The sequence below is a fragment of the Bacillus salacetis genome, assembly GCF_003581585.1.
Lineage (GTDB): Bacteria > Bacillota > Bacilli > Bacillales > Bacillaceae_B > Rossellomorea > Rossellomorea salacetis.
Map to the genome: position 1 here is coordinate 95,329 of NZ_QXIR01000007.1, position 20,974 is coordinate 116,302.

The window sequence follows — 20,974 nt, forward strand, 5'->3', positions numbered from 1 at the left end:
TTTAAGCAAGATTTGTGGAAAGTCGCTTGAAAGTTCTGTAAAATAGGAAGAGGATATTTATAAATACATACATAAAGGGGTTTAGCCATTATGAATCAAGAGACAAAGGAATTATTCCGTACGCTGACTGAATTGCCTGGTGCACCAGGGAATGAGCATGCAGTACGTAAATTTATGAGACAGGAACTTACAAAGTACTCTGATGAGATCATCCAGGACGGTCTTGGCGGTATCTTCGGTGTAAGGAAAGGAAAGGAAAACAGCCCGAAAGTAATGGTTGCGGGGCATATGGATGAAGTAGGATTCATGGTTACATCTGTTACAGATAATGGGATGATCCGCTTCCAGACACTTGGCGGCTGGTGGAGCCAGGTTCTCCTTGCACAACGCGTGCAGGTCATCACTGATAATGGGCCGGTAACCGGTGTCATCGGTTCCATTCCTCCGCATCTGCTGGAAGAGTCACAGCGATCGAAGCCAATGGATATCAAGAACATGCTGATCGATATCGGTGCGGATGATAAAGAGGATGCAAAGAGGATCGGAATCAAGCCTGGTCAGCAGATTGTTCCTATCTGCCCGTTCACACCAATGGCAAACGAAAAGAAAATCCTTGCGAAGGCGTGGGATAACCGTTACGGCTGCGGACTTTCCGTGGAACTGCTAAAGGAACTGCAGGATGTTGAACTGCCGAACACATTATATTCCGGAGCAACTGTCCAGGAAGAAGTTGGACTCCGCGGTGCCCAGACAGCGGCGAATATGATCAATCCAGACATCTTCTTTGCCCTTGATGCAAGCCCTGCCAATGATATGTCAGGAAGCAAAAAGGAATTCGGCCATCTTGGACAGGGCGCATTGCTGCGTATCCTGGACCGCTCAATGGTCACTCACCGGGGAATGAGGGAATTCATCCTTGATACTGCTGAATCCAATGATATCCCTTATCAATATTTCGTATCCCAAGGCGGTACCGATGCCGGCCGCGTGCATATCTCAAATGAGGGTGTCCCGAGTGCGGTAATTGGGATCTGTTCCCGGTACATTCACACACATGCTTCCATGATTCATGTTGACGACTATGCAGCTGCTAAAGAGTTGATTACTAAGCTTGTAAAAGAATGTGACCGTTCTACGATCGACAGCATTCTTCAAAACTCATAAGAGACAAGATGAAAGAGAGGGCCAACCTCTCTTTCTTTATGTGCAAGGCTCTTTTCGTAAACTTGGTTGCTATTCATTATAAATTTCAACTAATATCCTGGTATATGGTCGTAAAAACCCCGGTGAGAATGAAAGAAAAGAGCTGTTCTTTCTTTTTCGAGAGTAAAACCTTTTTATACAGGGGAAAAATCCGGCACCTGGGATTTTGCCGAAAGCAACAATATATGCGAAAAGAGCCTATTGTAAAATTTGTTTGCTGGTCAAAATTAATTTAAGCTAATATCATGGTTATCCGCACAAAAAACCTGGTGATCAGGAAATAAAAATGCTGCTCTCCATCTTGGGAAGAACCACTTTGGAAGACAGGGGGTTCCGTAAAGCAGTAATAAACACTTTCAAAAAGCAAGGGGGCATCCCATGATTATAGGCATAGGCACGAAGAACAAAGCAAAAATTAAAGCTGTACAGCATGGTTTGACGGAAGTGCTCATGCAAGAAATGGATTTTGCAAGCTTTAAAACCAATTCCGGGGTAAGTGAACAGCCATTTTCAGATGAAGAAACAATTCAGGGGGCAATCAACCGTGCTTCTTCTGTGCTGGAACTGTCAGACGGGGATATTGGGATTGGATTGGAAGGTGGAGTGGTGCAAACCGGATACGGTCTGTTCCTCTGCAATTGGGGGGCGCTTTCCGAAAAAGGCAAAGAACCGATCATTGCAGGCGGTGCCAGGATACTCCTTCCGGAAGCCATTGCTAAAAGGCTGAGGGATGGCGAAGAACTGGGACCGGTAATGGATGAATTCTGTCAGACAGAAGGGATCCGCCATCACCAAGGTGCAATGGGCATCTTTACAAATGGGGCTGTCCACCGTGATGAGATGTTCAAGCATACTGTTAAACTCCTGGGCGGACAGTGGAAATACAGAAAAGAATATTCATAATTAAAAAGGACGCTGAATCCTTGTTGGTTCAGTGTCCTTTTAGTATTGTAGGTGTATTTCATTCAGTGTCGTAAATATACGATAATGCCTTGAGGGCTTGATTGACTGTCTCAACTGTGACATTAGCTTTATTTGATAATTCCTTAAGCGGATGATGAAGTTCTCTTGGACGGATCAAAATAACGGGCTTTCCTTTTGCGATTGCCGCACTTGCATCCATTGCTGTATTCCATTGTTTATATTTTTCCCCGAATAAAGCAATAACCAAATCTGCCTTCTGCATCAAAACCTCGGTCCGCAGGTTATTTAAATCTGACGCAGCATCATCTTTGAATACAGCATCTGGTTGTTTCCCCAGGATTTCTTCTCCAATATTATCAGAGCGTTCATGGTTTTCCATCGGACCAACAAAGGAAAGGGGCAGCTGGAGTGCTTTTGCCTTTTCTTTAATTTCACTTCTCCAGTCACTGTGAATTTCACCGGCTAAGTAGACCGTTAATTCCATTTTTCCAACCTCCTCAAGAATCGTTATGTTCCATTCTATCACGAAAGCAAAATGTGAACGAATGGAAAGGCTCTCATGAATTGTCGAAAGATGGGGAATATTATTGAATAGAGGGTTGTCAATAGGGCTTTTTGAGGGGTATGATAGAAAAGGACTATGCTTGGTAAGGAGTGATATGGATGTCAAAGTCAATGTACTACAAGCTTTCTGTCGTTCTTATTCTTATGCTCGCAGCAGGATGCAGCAGCGCAACACTGGAAGAAAGTCAGGAAGAAGCAGTGGAAGCCGTGAAGGAAACGTTTGAAAATCCTGTTGATGATGCGAATGAGGAAACAGAAAATTTCCAATTTCATCTCCCATCCGGTTCATCAATTAAAGAAGAAAACGCTAATAATGTCATCATAGAGGATGGAAATAATACTTATATTCTATTTTATAATCAAAATGTCAGTGCAGACAGCGAACAGCTTTTTGATCTTGCTGCAGAGGATGGTGAAAACATCATCAAGCAGGAAACCTTCAAGGATGGCGACAGGTTTGGATATTATGTCATCCGGGAAGTGGAAGATGATCAATTTGAACTGACAACCGGCATCGGAGGCACCAAAATGACAACCCAGTCTGTAAAGGATGACCTCGTGGACGACAGTGAATTCATGATGAAAGTCGTATCTTCCGTAAAAAATAAATAAAGTTGAATACCTGATTGCCTGGTCATTGATCAGGCTTTTCTTTATGTAAGGCTCTTTTCTTTCCTGCTTACAGGATTTCTACGGCGATTTACCAGGACAGTATTTGAAATGTATATTGAATAGCAACAACGTTTACGAAAGGTGCTATTCGTAAACGTGTTAAACAAGAAAGGAAAAACTGTTCTTACAGTAGAAATGGAAAAACTCCAGGAAGAAAACGAAATTCTTAACTTAAAAATATAACAGGAGAGAAAGTTCATATATTCAGGCAGTAAGGGGAAGACAAAGGGAACGGAGAAAATTTAGTAGACAATTACGACATGTGTCTTTACACTAGTAAATGGTTCTATTTTATAAATACTAAAAAGGAGGCCAATTATGAAAGGGTTTTTAGAAAAGCAGGGAGTAAAACCGTCAGCTAAAGTGTACTTCATTGACGCCCTGTCCTTTATGGCACTCGGGTTGTTCTCATCTCTCATCATTGGACTTATTATAAAAACCATTGGACAGCAGGTCCATGTCAATTTCCTGGTTGAAATGGGGGACCTGGCCATCAGTTTGATGGGCCCGGCCATTGGTGCTGCAATTGCCTACGGTCTTGGGGCCCCGCCGCTTGTGCTCTTCGCCGGAGTGGTTACAGGTGCTGCCGGAGCTGCGTTGGGAGGGCCGGCCGGGGCTTATCTGGCTGCTGTACTATCAACTGAAATAGGAAAGCTTGTCAGCAAGACCACAAGAATTGACATCATTGTTACGCCGCTTGTTACAATAGCTTCCGGTTACACTGTCGCGGCTTTGATCGGCCCTTGGATAGGGGACTTCATGGTGCTCTTTGGCAGCTGGATCGAATGGGGAACGGAGCAGCGGCCTGTGGTGATGGGCGTTCTGGTAGCAGCCTTGATGGGACTTGCACTGACAGCGCCTATTTCGTCTGCAGCTATTGCCTTGATGCTCGATTTAAGCGGAGTGGCAGCAGGAGCGGCTACAATCGGCTGCAGTGCCCAAATGGTCGGCTTTGCGGTCATGAGCTACCGCGAAAATAAATTTGGCGGCTTACTTGCGCAGGGAATCGGTACTTCGATGCTTCAGGTGCCGAATATTGTCCGGAACCCGCGCATTCTCATCCCGCCGACTCTTGCGGGGATGATCCTGGCACCAATCGGGACGACGATATGGGTGATGGAGAACAACGCTGCAGGAGCAGGAATGGGAACGAGTGGTTTTGTAGGGCAGATAATGACACTGAAAACGATGGGCTTCTCTGCAGATGTATGGATGCAGATCCTGATCTTGCATATTGTTGGACCTGCCGTGCTCACGCTGTTAATATCTCTTTATATGAGAAAAATCGGCTGGATAAAATCAGACCAGCTCTACATCAGTACAGGAGGTAAATGATATGCAAAAACTTTCCAGCATGGAAGAGTTCAATACAATGAGAAACAGCGGGAAACATATCTTCATGTTCTCTGCGGACTGGTGTCCCGATTGCCGGGTGATCGAACCGGTCCTCCCGGAAATTGAAGAGAATCATTCACAGTACACATTCGTCTACGTGGACAGAGACGAGTTCATCGACCTATGTGCTGACCTCAGCATATTCGGTATCCCAAGCTTCGTGGCATTTGAAGATGGAAAAGAGCTTGGACGATTCGTCAGCAAAGATAGAAAGAGCAAAGAACAAATCGAAGAGTTCATTCAGGGATTATAAAAATTGTGAGCAGAGGGTGCACGTGCCCCTCTGTTTTTTTGTGTTTAGCATGCCAGTGGGGGGCTTGTAGTGAAACACCAGGTTATAGAAGGAGCCGCGGTTTACAACCGGGTGAAAAGTCAGGAAACATCGGGTTATAGAAGGAGTGGCGGTTTATAACCAGGTGAAAAGACGAGAAACACCGGGTTATAGAGTTGGAAACGAGTCATACCAAGGTGATTAGGCAGGAGTCACCCTGTTATAGAAAGAACAATGGTTCATACCCAGGTGATTAGGGCAGAAACACCGAATACCCCTTTCATTTTGTATCAGAGGCCATTTATTGTACAATAAGAACGATTAAAGTATGCTCCTGGAGAAGAGGAGGACAAAACAATGGATGCAAAGAAAATGAGGAAGAAGCTTGAAGAAAAGCTGTCTTCTCCTGACCGCAAGTTTATTTTTGATAGAGAAAAAGAAGTCTTGCGTATAGAAAACATCAATACGGGAAAAGGAATCAGCGTAACGCTGGCCCCGATTGTCGCGAAGTGGGAAGTATCTAAGGAAAAGGCAGTCGATGAAGTGGTTTACTATGTGGAAGAAGCCCTGGAGGTCATGGGATATCAGCACACTTTAACCGATAAAGAGAAGCAGATCTTTCCTGTGATCCGCTCAACATCGTTCCCGACAGAAACGCATGACGACATTCCTTTTATAACGGAAGAACATACAGCAGAAACCAGGATTTACTATGCTGTGGATCTTGGCACTACATATCGGATGATTGATGAGAAGCTGCTTCAGGACGAAGGCTGGACATCTGAAAAAGTGAAGGAAGCGGCTCTCTTTAACCTTCGTTCGCTCCCGGTTAAATTGAAACAGGACTCACTTGCCGGCAATGTGTTTCATTTCTTGAATACGAATGATGGATATGACGGAAGCCGCATTTTGAATACCTCTTTCCTTAAGGATATGAAATCAAAGGTGGAAGGCGAGATGACCGTTTCGGTTCCGCATCAGGATGTACTGATTATTGGTGACATCCGGAATGAAACAGGGTATGATATTCTTGCTGAATTAACGATGAGCTTCTTTACGAACGGTAAAGTTCCGATTACTTCCTTATCTTTTCTTTTTGAAGATAACGAATTGGAACCGATTTTTATATTGGCTCAAAATCAAAAAGACCGTAAACCTGGAAGGGAGAAATAAGAATGAATGTTTTTTACAATATGGAAGGCATAGGAGATACTTTAATCATTTCCTTGGCTCCAGGATTTGAAGGCGAGAAGTCATTCGATAAAAAAGGTGACGCTGTAAGGATCTTTGATGAAAAAACAGGAGAAACTCTGGGCTTCAACCTGTTCAACGCTTCTTCCTACATGAATGTGGATGCCAAAGGACAAGTGGATATGGATCAGGACAAGCTGAAAGAAATCAATGAAGCCATCCAGAAGAATGGATTTGAAGAAGAACTTCAAGCCGATTTCTCGCCTAAGTTTGTAGTGGGATATGTACAGGAGAAAGAAAAGCACCCGAATGCAGACAAGCTTAGTGTATGTAAAGTGGATGTCGGTAGTGAGACACTTCAAATTGTTTGCGGTGCGCCTAATATCGACAGCGGCCAAAAAGTGGTTGTTGCCAAAGTCGGTGCTGTCATGCCAAGCGGAATGCTCATCAAAGATGCTGAATTAAGAGGCGTTGCTTCTTCAGGTATGATCTGCTCGGCAAAAGAATTGGATCTTCCGGACGCACCTCAAGAAAAAGGCATTTTGGTTCTGGATGAAGACGCGAAAGCCGGAGAACCATTCTCCTTCTAATCAACATACAAAATCAAAAATTGACTCAGACGGGAAACCCGGTTTCCATATGAGTCAATTTTTTTATCCATGAGCAGCATGACTTACGAATGGAGAGGGATGCAGAAGCCGGCCATGGACAAAATCTCCCATTCTGTCAAATTTACTCGAATTTTTTCTTTTAACTGTTAAAATAAATAGTGATTACAGTAGAGAGAGTGATAATAATTGAGTTGGCTAAAAAAAATGTTCGGAAGATTTAAAGATGATGACCTTCACTCAGATGAACACTCCTCCCAAGAGGAGAGACATATAGGCAAACAGAAACCAAATGATAACCAAAAAGAAATTGAAGCAAGAGTATCCTATCAATATCCTAAAGGTGAATTCAGATTTCCCATCATTCCTGATCAAAGGGAACCGGGCAGCCAGGAAAGAGCGAAGCGATCAGAACAGAGAAGGCAGAGGCGCAGTACATCCATGCAGCAGGAAGCCCCTGTTGAAAAGGAAGTAAACGTACCAAAAGAAAAGCCGAAACAGGATAAAAAAATTAAAAAGGATGAGGCGGCAAGGCGGCCGTTCCGCCCAACAGAAATTCCTTCCCCGATTTATGGCTTCAGCAAGCCGGTTAAAAAGGAAGAGGACCCAATCCCATTTGAATTAAAGAGCAGCGAACCGAGACGGTGGCAGGGATTGGAAGATCCTGCTGTATTCAAGAAGACAAATTTACAGAGTGAGAATATAGAAGAAGCGCCTGAGTCTGCTGGTGAACCAGCAGAGATAGAGGAAGTTCCAGAACCTGGGCCGGATGCAGAAGAACGGTCAGCCTTTATCAGTGAGGATGAAACTGCAGAAAGCCTGTATATTGCTTCTTCTAATGAAAACAGCGCAGAAGAGGTCCTTCAAGAAGAGGAAATTTCAGAGGAGCCGTCCGTCTTATATCCAGAAGTAGATGATGAGTCCCCTTCTGAACCTGGATTCTTTGATCATGGGGATGAAGAGGCAACAAGTGAATACAGCCACACAGAAGAATCTGACTTTCCTGCAGACGAAATTATCGAGGAAGAACCAGCAGAAGAGGCAGCTGCTGTTGAGTTGACTGAAGAAGGCTCAACAGCGGAAGAGCCTGCGGCGGCACCCGGGCCTGCTTCCAAACGATCGCATCTTCCATTCAATGTCCTGATGCTGAAACAGGATAAACGCATGATCGATAGGAAGAAGCAGTCCGCTGAAATGAAGATTGAAAGGGTACCGGAGCAAACAGAAGAGGGAAAGCGCGAATCAGAGGCAGCTGCTGGAGCCAAAACCGGGTCTGAAAAAGGGATTCCTGCTGTACAGCCGGAAGAAAGATTCGAACAGCAGTCCGTCCGGGAAAACGCTGAAGCGGAAATTGTTACCCAAACACAGGATCAGTTTGCGGAACCAGCTGCAAAGACCGAGATAATTGAAGGGGTACCCGTGGAAGAAGAGGAAGAAGAGCAGGAGAAGGCGTCATCCCGTTCTCATCTTCCATTCAATGTCTTAATGCTGAAGCAGGACAAAAGGAAGATGGTTTCTCAGCACCATGAAGTGTCTGCTTCTCCTCTGCAGAAAGTGGAAGAACAGAAATTGACTGATGATACATCAGTAAAAAAATATGAGGAACTGGCTGCTCAACCATTTGAAGAGGAAGGCTATGCCTTCCCGCAATTGAATTTCCTCGCACCTCCTGTATCCAAAGAGTCAAGTGTCGAGTGGCTTGAGGCCCAAAGGGAACTGTTGAATGATACATTGGTGAACTTTAATGTCAGAGCCAGGGTGGTGAATGTGACAGAAGGCCCGGCAGTAACCAGGTTTGAAGTACAGCCTGAGCCTGGTGTCAAAGTAAACAAGATAACGAACCTGGCTGACGATATCAAGCTCAGCCTGGCTGCCAGGGATATCAGGATCGAGGCGCCGATCCCGGGGAAACACACGATTGGCATTGAGGTTCCGAATAAAGAGAGCCGCCCGGTGGCACTGAGTGAGATTATTTCAAGCGCTCCGTTCCAGGACAGCTCTTCTCCATTAACTGCTGCCCTGGGCCTGGACATTTCCGGTGAACCGATTGTGACGGACTTGAACAAAATGCCTCACGGACTCATAGCCGGTGCAACGGGATCAGGAAAGAGCGTCTGTATCAATTCCATCCTGGTGAGTCTTCTATACAAAGCATCTCCTCAGGACGTGAAGCTTCTGCTGATCGACCCGAAGATGGTCGAGCTGGCTCCCTATAACAGGATGCCTCACCTGGTGAGCCCTGTCATCACGGACGTAAAAGCAGCCACGGCGGCACTGAAATGGGCTGTAGAGGAAATGGAAAGAAGATATGAACTGTTCGCACATACTGGGGTGCGGGATATCAGCAGATATAATCTCAAAGCTGAAAGGAACGGGGAGAAGAGCCAGAAGCTCCCATACCTGGTGATTGTCATTGATGAGCTCGCCGACCTGATGATGATGTCGCCGGCTGATGTGGAGGAAGCTATCTGCCGCATCGCACAAAAGGCAAGGGCCTGCGGAATCCACTTGATCATCGCGACTCAGCGTCCGTCAGTGGATGTCATCACCGGTTTGATCAAGGCGAATGTACCAACAAGGGTTGCATTCTCTGTGTCCTCAGGGGTGGATTCCCGGACGATCATCGATTCAAGCGGAGCTGAAAGACTCCTTGGAAGAGGGGATATGCTTTTCCTTGAAAACGGGTCATCCAAGCCGGTAAGGCTCCAAGGCACTTTTGTATCCGATGACGAGATCGATGAAATTGTAAATCACGTCAGAGAACAAGGTGAACCGAATTACTTGTTCCAGCAGGATGAGCTTCTGAAGAAAGCACAGGTGGATGAACAGGAAGATGAACTTTTCTTCGAAGCCTGTGAGTTTGTCCTCAGTCAAGGAGGGGCATCCACATCCCTGATTCAAAGGCATTTCCGTGTAGGTTATAACCGTGCGGCAAGGCTCATCGATATGATGGAAAGCCATGGGATTGTTTCCGAATCCAAGGGAAGCAAACCAAGGGATGTGTTAATTTCTTCAAGGGAGCTTGAAGAGCTGCAAGACACTAGTACTATCATCTAATAAGTGGTATTCTTAAAAGACGGACTAAATCACTAAAACGATACATGTAACTTAATAGCAGGAAAGTGAAGGATGTTCGTTATCGTTCTTCACTTTTTTGTTTCGTCATATTTTTTCAAAATAACAACTAAATAGACGTGTACAGTTGATGGTAAGGAGCTTTTAGATGAAAGAAATTCAGTTGAAACTTCAGGGGAAGTTAAATAGGTTAACGAATGAAACATTCAAGTTCGATGAGAGGGTCAAGGAAGGCTGGTTCTCTGCTGTTTATTTTTTGAAGACGAGAGAAATCGCAAAAAAATATAAGCCTGATTCCGTGATCACCATGCAGTTCTTTCAAAAGGACCATGCAGTTCTCTGCGGTTCGGATGAAGTCATTGCTCTCCTGCATACATTTGCTGAAAATCCGGAGGAACTGGAAATCCACTCTCTGAAAGATGGAGACAAAATTGCGCCTTTTGAGACGGTTCTCACTGTAAAGGGAAGGTACCAGGATTTCGGTTATCTTGAAGGAATCATAGACGGTATCCTTGCCAGAAGGACGTCGGTGGCAACGAATGTTTATAAACTGATGAAAGCAGCGTCTCTTTCCGGAAAGCAAAAGCCGGTCATTTTCATGGGAGACCGTGATGACCATTATACACAGCAGGCTGGGGATGGATATGCAGCGTTCATCGGCGGATCCACAGCCCAGGCAACGCATGCAATGAATGAATGGTGGGGCAAGCAGGGGATGGGGACGATGCCTCACGCACTGATCCAGCTTTTCAATGGTGATATTGTTGCGGCGACCCATGCGTACAAAGAAACTTTTCCTGAAGATGAATTGATTGCACTTGTTGACTATAACAATGATGTCATCTCTGATGCTTTGAAAGTGGCAAGGGAATTTGGTTCTGAACTGAAAGGGGTCCGGGTCGACACATCCCGTACCATGATCGACAAGTATTTTGTCAGGAATCAGCATGTGCTTGGAACCTTTGACCCAAGGGGCGTCAATGCCGAACTGATAAGTGCCCTCCGCCATGAATTGGATAAAGAAGGATTTCAGCATGTGAAAATCGTTGTGTCAGGCGGGTTTACGGAAGAGCGTATTCAGTCGTTTGAAGAAAACGAAGTACCGGTTGATATGTATGGTGTCGGCGGCAGCCTTTTGAAAGTGAACATAGGATTCACGGGAGATAATGTTACGCTGGATGGAGAGCCGCAGGCCAAAGCCGGAAGAAAATTCAGATGGAACGAGCGTTTGGAAAAAGTCGAATGGCAATAGGTGTGAGTAAAGGTGAAGAAACAAGAACCGCTGATCAACCTGGCATCTTATAAGCGAAAGAAACAGCAGCAGGCTGAGGGGCATGCAGAAGCCCTGTATAAGCAAAGCCTGCTTTTTCTTGAAAGGGAAACCAACATAAGGGAAAAGGTGAGGGCCAAGTTCATCTTCTCAAAAAAATACTCCATTTCGTTAGAGGGTGTTCCTGAAGGGGCCGATTTGGATACCCTGTTCAGGCAGTGGCTGTTATTTGATTATAAAACGGCCGCGAACAAGACGGTATTCCATCAATTCCTCAATAAAAATGCTGGAGAGATGGCGGAACCGGACAGAATGCTCGGTGCCTTGTTTTTGACAGCCGCTTGGGAACCGGTGGAAGTACTGGAAATTGATTGCGATGAAAATTCATTAATTGTGCAGAATAGGATACATAAGCACAAAGAAATGGTCATGTGTCCATCCCGCCAGGATCCCCTTTTAAAGACCGGTGATTTGGTTTTCATGAGGAAAATACCATTAGTTACAAAAGGTATGTTAATCGGGCCGCCTTTCAGGGTAAAGGATGGAGGAATATTTGCCGGGTTAATGAACCAATATGAAAGCATGAGCAAGGACCTTAGCATCACCTGGAGAAGCTATTTGAAGGAAAATGCTGCCCGGTTCATTGCCTTGTCGCTATAAAGTCGTACTTGTCGTTCATAGCCACTGGCAAAAAAAGATGATATAATCTTTTCATTATAATACGGTCAATACTGAAGCTGTTTGTTGTTCATTATGTACTTCCTTTTTGGCAGGCCGGCATTGTTTCATGCAGACTGGCAAAACTGGATTAATGTCATATACTGCTTACAGATAGATGATTGTTGGAGGTTCTAATATGACAATATACCATTTCGTTGGAATAAAGGGATCTGGAATGAGTGCGCTTGCCCAGGTGCTTCACGATATGGAGTATGAAGTACAAGGCTCAGATGTTGAGAAGTACTTTTTTACACAGAAAGCTCTTGAAGATTCTAATATAAAGATCCTGCCTTTCCAGAAGGAAAATATCGGCGGGGACATGAATGTTATTGCAGGGAACGCATTTCCTGATACGCATGAAGAAATTGAGGAAGCGGTCGAGCAGGGACTCCCTGTTACGAGATACCACAGCTTCCTTGGCGAATTCCTGGAGAAGTTCACCTCGGTCGCTGTTACAGGCGCACACGGAAAGACTTCCACAACAGGCCTTCTCGCCCATGTCATCAGGGGGGCAAAGCCTACCTCCTACCTGATCGGGGATGGAACGGGGAAAGGGGAAAAGGATGCCGAGTATTTTGTGTTCGAAGCTTGCGAATACAGAAGGCACTTTCTATCCTATCACCCTGACTATGCCATCATGACGAATATCGATTTCGATCATCCTGACTATTTCGCGAATGTAGATGATGTTTTCCAAGCGTTCCAGGAGATGGCAATGCAGGTCAATAAAGGCATCATCGCGTGCGGGGACGATGAGCACTTGCAAAAGATCCAGGCGAAAGTCCCTGTCCTTTTTTACGGCTTCGCCGAAGAGAACGATTTCCAGGCGAGAAATGTGAACAAAACGCCTGAAGGGACTACCTTTGATGTATTTGTAAGAAATGAATTCTTTGCGACTTTCTCCATTCCTGGCTATGGGGACCACAGCATCATGAATGCGTTGTCTGTCATCGCCCTGTGTCATTATGAAGATATTGACACTGAAATCGTGAAGGAAAGGCTCGCTTCTTTCCAAGGGGTGAAAAGAAGGTTCACCCAGAAACAAATTGGGGAACAGATCCTGATTGATGATTACGCCCATCACCCTACGGAGATTAAGGTTACGATTGAAGCAGCAAGGCAAAAGTTCCCGGATCGGGAAATCATCGCTGTCTTCCAGCCGCATACCTTCACAAGGACGCAGACGTTCTTGACTGATTTTGCAGACAGCTTATCAGAGGCTGACAAAGTCTACTTATGTGAGATCTTTGGATCTGCCCGTGAGAATCACGGAAAACTTTCTATAGATGATCTTAAAAACAAAATAGATAATGCGGAAATCATCGATGAACATAACACAGAGCCGTTGATGGTCCATGAAAAGGGAGTATTGATCTTCATGGGGGCCGGAGACGTCCAAAAGTTCCAGGAAGCCTATGAACAGACACTCCGCAATCACGTAGAATGACTTCAAAAGCTGACAGCCTGAGTAATGGCTGTCAGCTTTTTTTAGGGGTTGTACTTTAGCGCTGTAAAGCAGCCGGGGACTGTCCCCGGTTGCTTTACAGCGCTAAAGCGTGTTTTTTAGAAATAGTGAAACCTTCTTCTGACTTATTCGTCATAGCATAAAGAAGAAAATGAGGTGACGACCATTTGACCAGTTTACCTGATGAAGAGTCTAAATTTCCTGCCGGCAGGGATGCCTGGCTTGAGGCCATTATGGATAAGTACGGTGAAAGTCTTACTAAGATGGCATACAATTACGTGAAAGACTGGAAACTGGCTGAAGATATTGTCCAGGATATTTTTGTGACCTGCTATCATAATTACGACAAAATCGACCAAATTCTCTCTTTTAAGGCCTGGATCTTCAGGCTGACCATCAACAAATCAAAGGATTTGCTGAAGAGTTCTGTTTACCGAAAAACGGTTGTGCAATCAAGCATATTAACCCTATTTAAATCAAATGATCCTGCGCCGGAAACTGTGATCATCAAACAAAATGAAGAAGAACTGCTTGCCCTGAGTGTCCTGGATCTGCCAATGAAATACAGAGAAGTGATCATCCTTCATTATTATGAGGACCTGCCAATTGAAAAAATCTGCGAAATCCTGGTCATGAATCCCAACACGGTGAAAACCAGGCTATCAAGAGGAAGAGCCAGATTGAAGAAATTATTAGAAAGGAGGGGGGACCATGAGTGACAAGTTTGAAGAATTGAAGAGAGCAATGGATTCCACGACCCATAAAGGGGTCCACTTCAATCAAATCCACAAACAAAGGATCAGGTCAGCCATACATTCAAACAGCCTGCCTCAACGGAAACCGGCCATCCTGATTGTTTTTTCTCTATCAGCCGCCGCAGCAGCGATCATGTTTGTTTTATTCTCCGGGGTCCTGATGCAGGACCAGGTGGGGGATCGAAGTGCAGCCCTTCCAAAAGAGGAACAGTGGATCATACGCGATGAATATAAGGAGAAGGATGGGACTATATTCAGTGTCTTCCCCGAACCCAATCTGACAGCAGGCAAATCAGCCGGATATATATTCAGCTTCGCCGAACCCTTCCCTGCCTATGAAGGAAAAACGTTATCCATAAATGCGGTAAATAAAGAAACAGGTGAACAAATCAACGTGGTGCCCCAAGAGAAAATAATCGAACCGTCGCCAGGCTACAGTAGTTTACAGCGTTTTGCAACAAGTTTTGAAATCCCGTATGCCGGCGTGTGGAAATACGAGGTCATCCTGGATGGAGACTATTATGGGGACGTTGTTTTGTCTGTTGCTGAGGAGCAAGGCATCATTTTACCTGAAGATATCCCGGGTTTTGTAAAAAAGGAAGATTTTCAGGATATTGACTGGACCAGAAAAGCGGTTGAGCTCGAAGGCAACATGTTGGGAAATGAGAATAAGTCAGGAGTCATCGGAGCAGACATGCCGAGCCTGACGCCGCAAAAGTGGATGTGGCATCTTTGGGGGAATGAGAGTTCTGAATTTACAGTTGCAGGGTTTCATCGAAAAACTCAAGAAGTTCATCCCGTTTTGGACAATGGTTGGGCATGGACCATGAAATTAGGCGGAGCATTAAATGGGGCAGATGCACATATCCCTACAGCGGTCACCATCACGAAAGCAGGAGAGTGGGCAATCCTGATCTATGACGGCGAAGAACTGTTTGATGTGCTGGTGTTTGATATAGAGAAGTAATAGAAGCATGCTCTCTGGACTTAATGGGGTAAATGGGCCAATGAGAAACAGGGAAATTGTAGATGCTGGCCAGATTAGGAACTAAATGTGCCAGTGAGAAGAGGATATGTATAAGGTGCCGGTCCAATTAGGGTCTAAATGGGCTAATGAGAAGAGAAAATGCATAAGGTGCCGGTCCAATAAGGAACTAAATGGGCCAATGAGAAGAGGAAATGCATAAGGTGCTGGTCCAATAAGGAACTAAATAGGCCAATGGCAAACAGGAAAAGAGAAGATTCTGGCCTAATAAGGAACTAAATGGGCCAATGAGAAGAGGAAAAGCATAAGGTGCTGGTCCAATTAGGGTCTAAAGGGTCAATGAGAAGAGGAAAAGCAATGGGTGCTTTGCCAATTAGAGTTTAGATGGGCCAATGGAAGACAGGTGGCCAATAAGAAGCGAATTGCGCCCTAGAGAAGTAAAAAATAGCAAGGATTTCTGTCCATGTTAAGAGTGGGATGGCAAAAAGAATAGCCACTGCCTAAAATACCATAATCCATAAGTTAGAAACCCCCAGCCTTCTCAATGGGCCGGGGGTTTCAGTTCTTTACTTCAAATTCTCAGGATTCAACTGTTCCAGTTCAGGAATAGTGAAACGCCCATCTTTACGGATCAATACGTCATCGAAATAGATTTCCCCTCCGCCATACTCCGGTCTCTGAATCATGACCATATCCCAATGGATGTTGGAGTGGTTTCCATTGTAAGCCTGCTCGTAGCATTCTCCAGGTGTGAAGTGGAAGCTTCCGTCGATCTTTTCATCAAACAGGATATCCTGCATCGGATGAAGAATGTATGGGTTGACCCCGATCGCGAACTCGCCGATAAAACGCGCCCCTTCATCAGTATCGATTATCTTATTGATTCTTTCGGTATCATTTGCTTCAGCAGAGACGATTTTACCGTTTTCAAATGTGAGCTTCACGTTCTCAAAAGTAAAGCCGTGGTATGGGGAAGGTGTGTTGTAAGTGATCGTCCCATTCACTGAGTCTTTGACAGGAGCTGTATAAACTTCTCCGTCCGGGATATTTAAGCGGCCAGCGCATTTTACTGCAGGAATATCTTTGATGGAGAAGGTCAAATCCGTTCCTTCACCAGTGATGCGCACTTTATCCGTTTTATTCATTAATTCAACTAGACCGTCCATCGCTTTGTCCATCTTTGCATAATCCAGGTTGCATACATCAAAGTAAAAGTCTTCAAAGGCTTCCGTACTCATTTTCGCCAGCTGGGCCATGGATGCATTCGGGTACCTCAATACCACCCATTTTTTCTTCGGAACACGGATATCACGGTGTACTTTTTTACCGACCGTGCTGCCTTGGATTTTCATCTTCTCATCTGGAACATCTGCGTGTTCATTGATATTGTCACCAGAGCGGAGCCCGATGTAAGCATCCATCTTATCCATGACATTTGCTTCAAACTCGGCGATCATGTCAAACTGCTCTTTCTGTGCTCCCATCAACAGCGAACGGTCAACGGCATGGTCCTTGAGGGATACGAATGGATAACCGCCTGCATCATACGCCTCTTTTACCAGTGCTGTCACAAGCTCCCGCTGCAAACCAAAATTTTCAATCAATACCTTTTCCCCTTTTTGCAGCTGTACGGAATAATTGATAAGATTATGTGCCAGCTTCTCTATACGAGGGTCTTTCATATATGTATTCCTCCTTCATATTTTCCTCCAGCTCTACAAGATGCTAATAGGATGTTTTAATTGCCTGCTTCTATTGTAACCGAAAAATCATTTTCTTTTAATACAGAAAGATTTTGAGTTATATTCAGGATAGGAAAAATTTTCTTTATGCTGCTATATTTGTAATTAACAACGAGCAAGATGATATTTGGCAGAATGTCATAGTGAATCAACAGCGCCGGATCGCCGTCAACTAGAAATGCAGAAGAAAGGGCATAATAAACTGCAGCAGCCTGCAGGATATTGACGCTTGCATGGAGAAACTAGTGTTTAAGGACATTTGGTGCCGGGTATAGAATTGCATAAACAGGAGGTGCTGATAATGGAGATAATTTTGTATTTGAGTGTGGCTTTGATTGCCATTGCATTCTTGGTATTAGTTATTAGTTTGACAAAAACCCTTAAGTCGGTCCAAACGACTTTAGATAGTGTTTCCCATACCTTAGATGGTCTGGAGACACAATTACAGGGAGTGACAAAAGAATCTGCTGATCTCCTACATAAGACGAACAGGCTTGCGGAGGATATCCAGCAGAAATCAGAAGAGTTGAACACTGTTGTGTATGCTGTGAAAGATGTGGGCAGTTCCATCCAGGGATTGAACTCTTCCGTCAAGAAAGTCACAACATCAATTTCAACGAATCTGGAAAAGAACCAGGACAAGATTTCACAGTTCGTCCAGTGGGGAAAAGCAGCGATGGAGCTGCGTGATAAGTGGAAGACTAAGGAAAAGCCTTATCACGGGACAAGAAATGCTTATGCAGCTGAAGAAGCTAGGGCTTCTGCAGAGATGGACAGACGTGAGAAGATGATCCAAAGAGCAAGACAAAACTAAAATATTATCAGGGGAGGATGTTACGATGACACAAACAGAAAATGATGTTTACAAGAACCAAGTGAGCCACGGCCATCCAAATGGCGGAACAAATACTGGAGGCAATCATGAGGGAAGCATCAATGCAAAGGACTTCTTAATCGGATCCTTAATCGGCGGAATCGTCGGAGCGGCTACTGCTTTATTCCTCGCTCCGAAGTCTGGCAAGGAACTTCGTGATGAGTTGAATACGCACGCAGGCACCTTAAAGGAAAAGAGCAGCCAGTGGAAGGATACTGCCATGGAACGCGGAAATGAACTTGCAGCAGCAGCCAAAGAAAAAACTTCCGGAATCACTAAAACGGTTCAAGAGCAGTCCAATAACATTGTCAATAAGGTGAAATCTAAATCTGATTCCCAGGACAGTGAAGCGGGCGGCAATCAGCAGCTTCCTGTGGAAACCGAGCAAAATGATGCTCAGGAATTGAATCAAAGACTTGAAGATACAAAGAAAGCTTTCGATGAGACGGAGCAGTCCATCAAGCAATAAATGACTACGGTGCAGGCAGGCGATGCCTCACCGTTTTCTGCCGAAAGGAGCAATAATGGTGAAAAAAATTGGAACGATTGAAGAGTTCAACCAGGTTCTTGAGGAAAAAGAAAGATTCTTCTTCCTGAAACACAGCTTGACCTGTCCGATCAGCGGCAGTGCCTTTGAAGAATATCAAAAATTTGCTGACGACTCGAACGAGCAGGAAGCCTACTATTTGGCAGTACAGGAATCCCGGGATTTGTCCAATTATATTGCAGAGACATTCGGGATCAAACATGAATCTCCTCAAGCACTCCTGTTCAAAGAAGGAAAACCCGTCTGGAATGCTTCCCATTGGAACATCACCAGCAAAGAGCTGCAAAACGTATAATATTAACAAAGCCTGGAGGGCATGCCCTCCAGGCTTTGTTCGTTCATACTGAAAGCGACCAGCGGATTTCCAGCTTATCACCGGTCTGTATGTTTTCATAAAACGTGGTTTCTTCACCGTTTTTCAACAGCAGGAATTTTCCTTGAGCATTGGAAGGCATACTGATTTCGACGTGCCGAAAAAGATCCTGGAAGATAAATTCTCCTGATTCTTTGGATATGGCAGTTAACCTGTCGCCGGAATGAATCGATGCGTCCTCATCTAGTTTATCGCCGCCGCGAAAGACCTCTGTTACCTGTTTGGATAGTTCAAGTTCTTGATCATTAAAAAATACTGTGATTGTATTATGGATATTCATCTGTTTTTTATCCATAATCATTTTAAGAGTTGGGGTTTCTGTCTTTTTCAGCTCTATCGCATCTCCGCTTTTCACCACAGCTGACAATTTAGCTTCCCTTCCGTTTACCAGGATCCGGCCTGAGAAGGAAGGAATGAAAGTTTCCTTTTCGTTGATGGTAACATGGAATGTACGTAAGGATTTAAGAAGAGCTTCTTGTCCGATCCGTTTCAAGGCGGTTTCAACAGAAGGGAGCGGTTCAATTTCAATTCGGTCCCTGTCATTGACCAGGACATCCATAGGAGAAGCTTTTCCATTAACAGTGATTTTCATTTCAAAGGTGTGTGGTTTTCCATCAATGGTTAGAGTGATTTCAGGATGGGTTTCAATTAAATCTGAAATCCTGATCCTCGGTTCTTCGCCATTTTTTCCTCTCATTACAGTAATTCTGTCTCCATTTCTAATGTGCTGGTCGATCCCGCTTTTCTCCCCGTTCTTTAGAATGGTTGGAGCGTTTCCATGCTTGCCGGGAAGGGTGATGGACTGGCCGTTTACTGATACAATCATGGCCATGCCCGGCTTTCCATACAGCTTGTTAATTCTCAGACCAGCTGCAAGCAGGCAGTCCCCTATAGTCAGTTCTTTTACCTCAAATAAACGGACAGGCTGTTCGTTTACATAGGCAGTTACATATTGGACAGGGGCTTTCTTTGCCGCCATGGCGATGCCGATTGGGGTCACGAGTTCCGGTCCACTTGATACCTGTTCCTTAATCTTAAGATCGTGAATGGCATCGGTGCCGCGGACAGCTACCCGGTTGACCGGCAGCTGCAGGGAAGCAGCCAATCTTTCAGGGAGTTCAGGTGTCAGGCTTCCTCCACCTACAAGCATGACAGCTTTCGGCGCTTTTCCATTATTGAGTCTATGGATCTCTGTTTTGATTTCCTCTGCCAGATGATCAATGGCAGAGGAGATTTTTCCAACTGCCTCGGCACGGGTGATTTCCGTTTCAAATCCGAGGATGTCTGATACCACAATGGATTCCTGATCAATCAAATCCCTTTTGGCTTGTTCAGCAAGCGGGAAGTCAAGAAGCAGTGCATCACTTATGGCTTCCGTTATTTCGTCCCCTGCAGTGGGCACCATTCCGAATGCGATGATGGTCCCCATGTCAGTCAAAGCGATATCGGAGGTGCCTGCACCTATATCCACCAAAGCTACATTCAACCTTCTCATCGAAGCGGGAATCAGGACATTTATGGCAGCGATTGGTTCAAGCGTCAATGCCTCCATTTCCAATCCAGCCCTGTTCAAGGCTGCCAAAAGAGATTCAACGACAACCTTGGGAAGGAAGGTGGAAATGATTTCGACTGCTGCCTCATCGCCTTGCTGATCCACGAGGCTGCCAATTTCCTCGCCGTCGAGCTTGTAATAAAGTACAGAGTAGCCAACACAATAATAGTGATAGGTCTGGTCTGTCTCCTGGGCAGCGAGCGCCTGCGCCTTCTGGACTGCACTGAGTTCCAGGTGAAGGACGTCTTCCTTGGTGAGGAGGGGCTTTCCGCCAATATCAATGGAAGCACTTGCGAATTCTGTTTTCAAAGCCCTGCCGGCAGCTGCTACACAGACTTTTTTGAGCGGGCCGTGCTTCTTTTCCATCTCGGCTTTAATGGACGAAATGACTGCAGCAACAGCAGGGACATCATGGATCTGCCCATCCAGCATCGCCCGCTCTTTATGTTCCTGGGACAGAATATCGATGACTTCATATTTCTTCTCTTCATTTTCTATTAATATAATGCCGACTACAGACCGCGTACCGATATCCAAGGCAAATATCTTTTTATCATTCGTCACTTTATACACCCACTTTAATCTATTTCAATCAATAATTATATGAAGTTTGCCGGAAGCCACTTAAGACTTTAATGCGTTGAAAGGATAAAGTGTTTTCCGTGACTTTTGCTTTACATTCCATTATAATAAATCCTATTATAAAAAATGTATCATACTTTTGCAGAAAAAAGTCATGTAGTGTTGGAAATATAATATAAAAGGATGTCAATGCAGAGAGGATGTTT

19 protein-coding genes are annotated in these 20,974 nt (G+C 44.8%); 16 read left to right on the top strand and 3 right to left on the bottom strand.

Translation table 11 applies throughout. The features are described 5' to 3' along the window. The first annotated feature begins 90 nt into the window (after positions 1-90). Entirely contained in the window at positions 91-1,164 is a 1,074-nt protein-coding gene (locus tag D3H55_RS07385; RefSeq protein WP_119546259.1) for a M42 family metallopeptidase, read from the top strand. A gap of 417 nt (positions 1,165-1,581) precedes the next feature. Beyond that, on the top strand, positions 1,582-2,106 hold the full coding sequence (locus D3H55_RS07395; protein ID WP_119546261.1) for a DUF84 family protein: 525 nt from the start codon (positions 1,582-1,584) through the stop codon (positions 2,104-2,106). 58 nt (positions 2,107-2,164) lie between these two features. On the opposite strand, the gene D3H55_RS07400 is transcribed toward D3H55_RS07395, so the two are convergent. Beyond that, positions 2,165-2,611, bottom strand: coding sequence for a YtoQ family protein (locus D3H55_RS07400; RefSeq protein WP_119546262.1), 447 nt, complete (start codon positions 2,609-2,611; stop codon positions 2,165-2,167). A gap of 179 nt (positions 2,612-2,790) precedes the next feature. On the opposite strand from D3H55_RS07400, the gene D3H55_RS07405 reads away from it, so the two are divergent. The 11 genes from D3H55_RS07405 to D3H55_RS07455 all read left to right on the top strand — a co-directional run bounded on the left by D3H55_RS07405 (position 2,791) and on the right by D3H55_RS07455 (position 15,080). Further along, positions 2,791-3,303, top strand: coding sequence for a hypothetical protein (locus D3H55_RS07405; protein ID WP_119546263.1), 513 nt, complete (start codon positions 2,791-2,793; stop codon positions 3,301-3,303). A gap of 378 nt (positions 3,304-3,681) precedes the next feature. Beyond that, on the top strand, positions 3,682-4,698 hold the full coding sequence (locus D3H55_RS07410; RefSeq protein WP_119546264.1) for a PTS sugar transporter subunit IIC: 1,017 nt from the start codon (positions 3,682-3,684) through the stop codon (positions 4,696-4,698). Between the two features lies 1 nt (position 4,699). After that, entirely contained in the window at positions 4,700-5,011 is a 312-nt protein-coding gene (locus tag D3H55_RS07415; protein WP_119546265.1) for a thioredoxin family protein, read from the top strand. 375 nt (positions 5,012-5,386) lie between these two features. After that, on the top strand, positions 5,387-6,202 hold the full coding sequence (locus D3H55_RS07420) for a DUF1444 domain-containing protein (protein WP_119546266.1): 816 nt from the start codon (positions 5,387-5,389) through the stop codon (positions 6,200-6,202). Positions 6,203-6,204: 2 nt separating this feature from the next. Next, positions 6,205-6,810: a YtpR family tRNA-binding protein gene (gene ytpR, locus D3H55_RS07425; RefSeq protein ID WP_119546267.1), complete on the top strand. Its 606-nt coding sequence runs from the start codon at positions 6,205-6,207 to the stop codon at positions 6,808-6,810. A gap of 225 nt (positions 6,811-7,035) precedes the next feature. After that, entirely contained in the window at positions 7,036-9,885 is a 2,850-nt protein-coding gene (locus D3H55_RS07430; RefSeq protein ID WP_119546303.1) for a DNA translocase FtsK, read from the top strand. 166 nt (positions 9,886-10,051) lie between these two features. Beyond that, a complete protein-coding gene (locus D3H55_RS07435) occupies positions 10,052-11,155 on the top strand; it encodes a nicotinate phosphoribosyltransferase (protein ID WP_119546268.1) in 1,104 nt (367 codons plus the stop codon). A gap of 12 nt (positions 11,156-11,167) precedes the next feature. After that, entirely contained in the window at positions 11,168-11,833 is a 666-nt protein-coding gene (locus D3H55_RS07440; protein WP_119546269.1) for a hypothetical protein, read from the top strand. 196 nt (positions 11,834-12,029) lie between these two features. Then, a complete protein-coding gene (murC, locus tag D3H55_RS07445; protein WP_119546270.1) occupies positions 12,030-13,340 on the top strand; it encodes a UDP-N-acetylmuramate--L-alanine ligase in 1,311 nt (436 codons plus the stop codon). A gap of 185 nt (positions 13,341-13,525) precedes the next feature. Further along, positions 13,526-14,077, top strand: coding sequence for a sigma-70 family RNA polymerase sigma factor (locus D3H55_RS07450; protein ID WP_240628508.1), 552 nt, complete (start codon positions 13,526-13,528; stop codon positions 14,075-14,077). After that, positions 14,070-15,080, top strand: coding sequence for a DUF4871 domain-containing protein (locus D3H55_RS07455; protein WP_119546271.1), 1,011 nt, complete (start codon positions 14,070-14,072; stop codon positions 15,078-15,080). Before D3H55_RS07450 ends, D3H55_RS07455 begins: the two co-directional genes overlap by 8 nt. Before the next feature lie 584 nt (positions 15,081-15,664). Here D3H55_RS07455 and D3H55_RS07460 read toward each other — a convergent pair. Further along, a complete protein-coding gene (locus D3H55_RS07460; RefSeq protein WP_119546272.1) occupies positions 15,665-16,780 on the bottom strand; it encodes an aminopeptidase in 1,116 nt (371 codons plus the stop codon). A gap of 361 nt (positions 16,781-17,141) precedes the next feature. Between D3H55_RS07460 and D3H55_RS07465 the strand changes: the two genes are divergently transcribed. The 3 genes from D3H55_RS07465 to ytxJ are packed head-to-tail and all read left to right on the top strand — an operon-like array spanning position 17,142 to position 18,556. Beyond that, complete coding sequence (locus tag D3H55_RS07465) at positions 17,142-17,654, top strand: DUF948 domain-containing protein (protein WP_119546273.1); 513 nt, start codon at positions 17,142-17,144, stop codon at positions 17,652-17,654. A 25-nt stretch (positions 17,655-17,679) separates the two neighbouring features. Beyond that, entirely contained in the window at positions 17,680-18,183 is a 504-nt protein-coding gene (locus D3H55_RS07470; protein ID WP_119546274.1) for a YtxH domain-containing protein, read from the top strand. Between the two features lie 55 nt (positions 18,184-18,238). Further along, complete coding sequence (gene ytxJ / locus D3H55_RS07475; RefSeq protein ID WP_205685424.1) at positions 18,239-18,556, top strand: bacillithiol system redox-active protein YtxJ; 318 nt, start codon at positions 18,239-18,241, stop codon at positions 18,554-18,556. 43 nt (positions 18,557-18,599) lie between these two features. Here the strand turns inward: ytxJ and D3H55_RS07480 are convergent, their stop codons facing one another. Then, positions 18,600-20,750: a cell division protein FtsA gene (locus tag D3H55_RS07480; RefSeq protein WP_119546275.1), complete on the bottom strand. Its 2,151-nt coding sequence runs from the start codon at positions 20,748-20,750 to the stop codon at positions 18,600-18,602. Between the last annotated feature and the right edge of the window lie 224 nt (positions 20,751-20,974).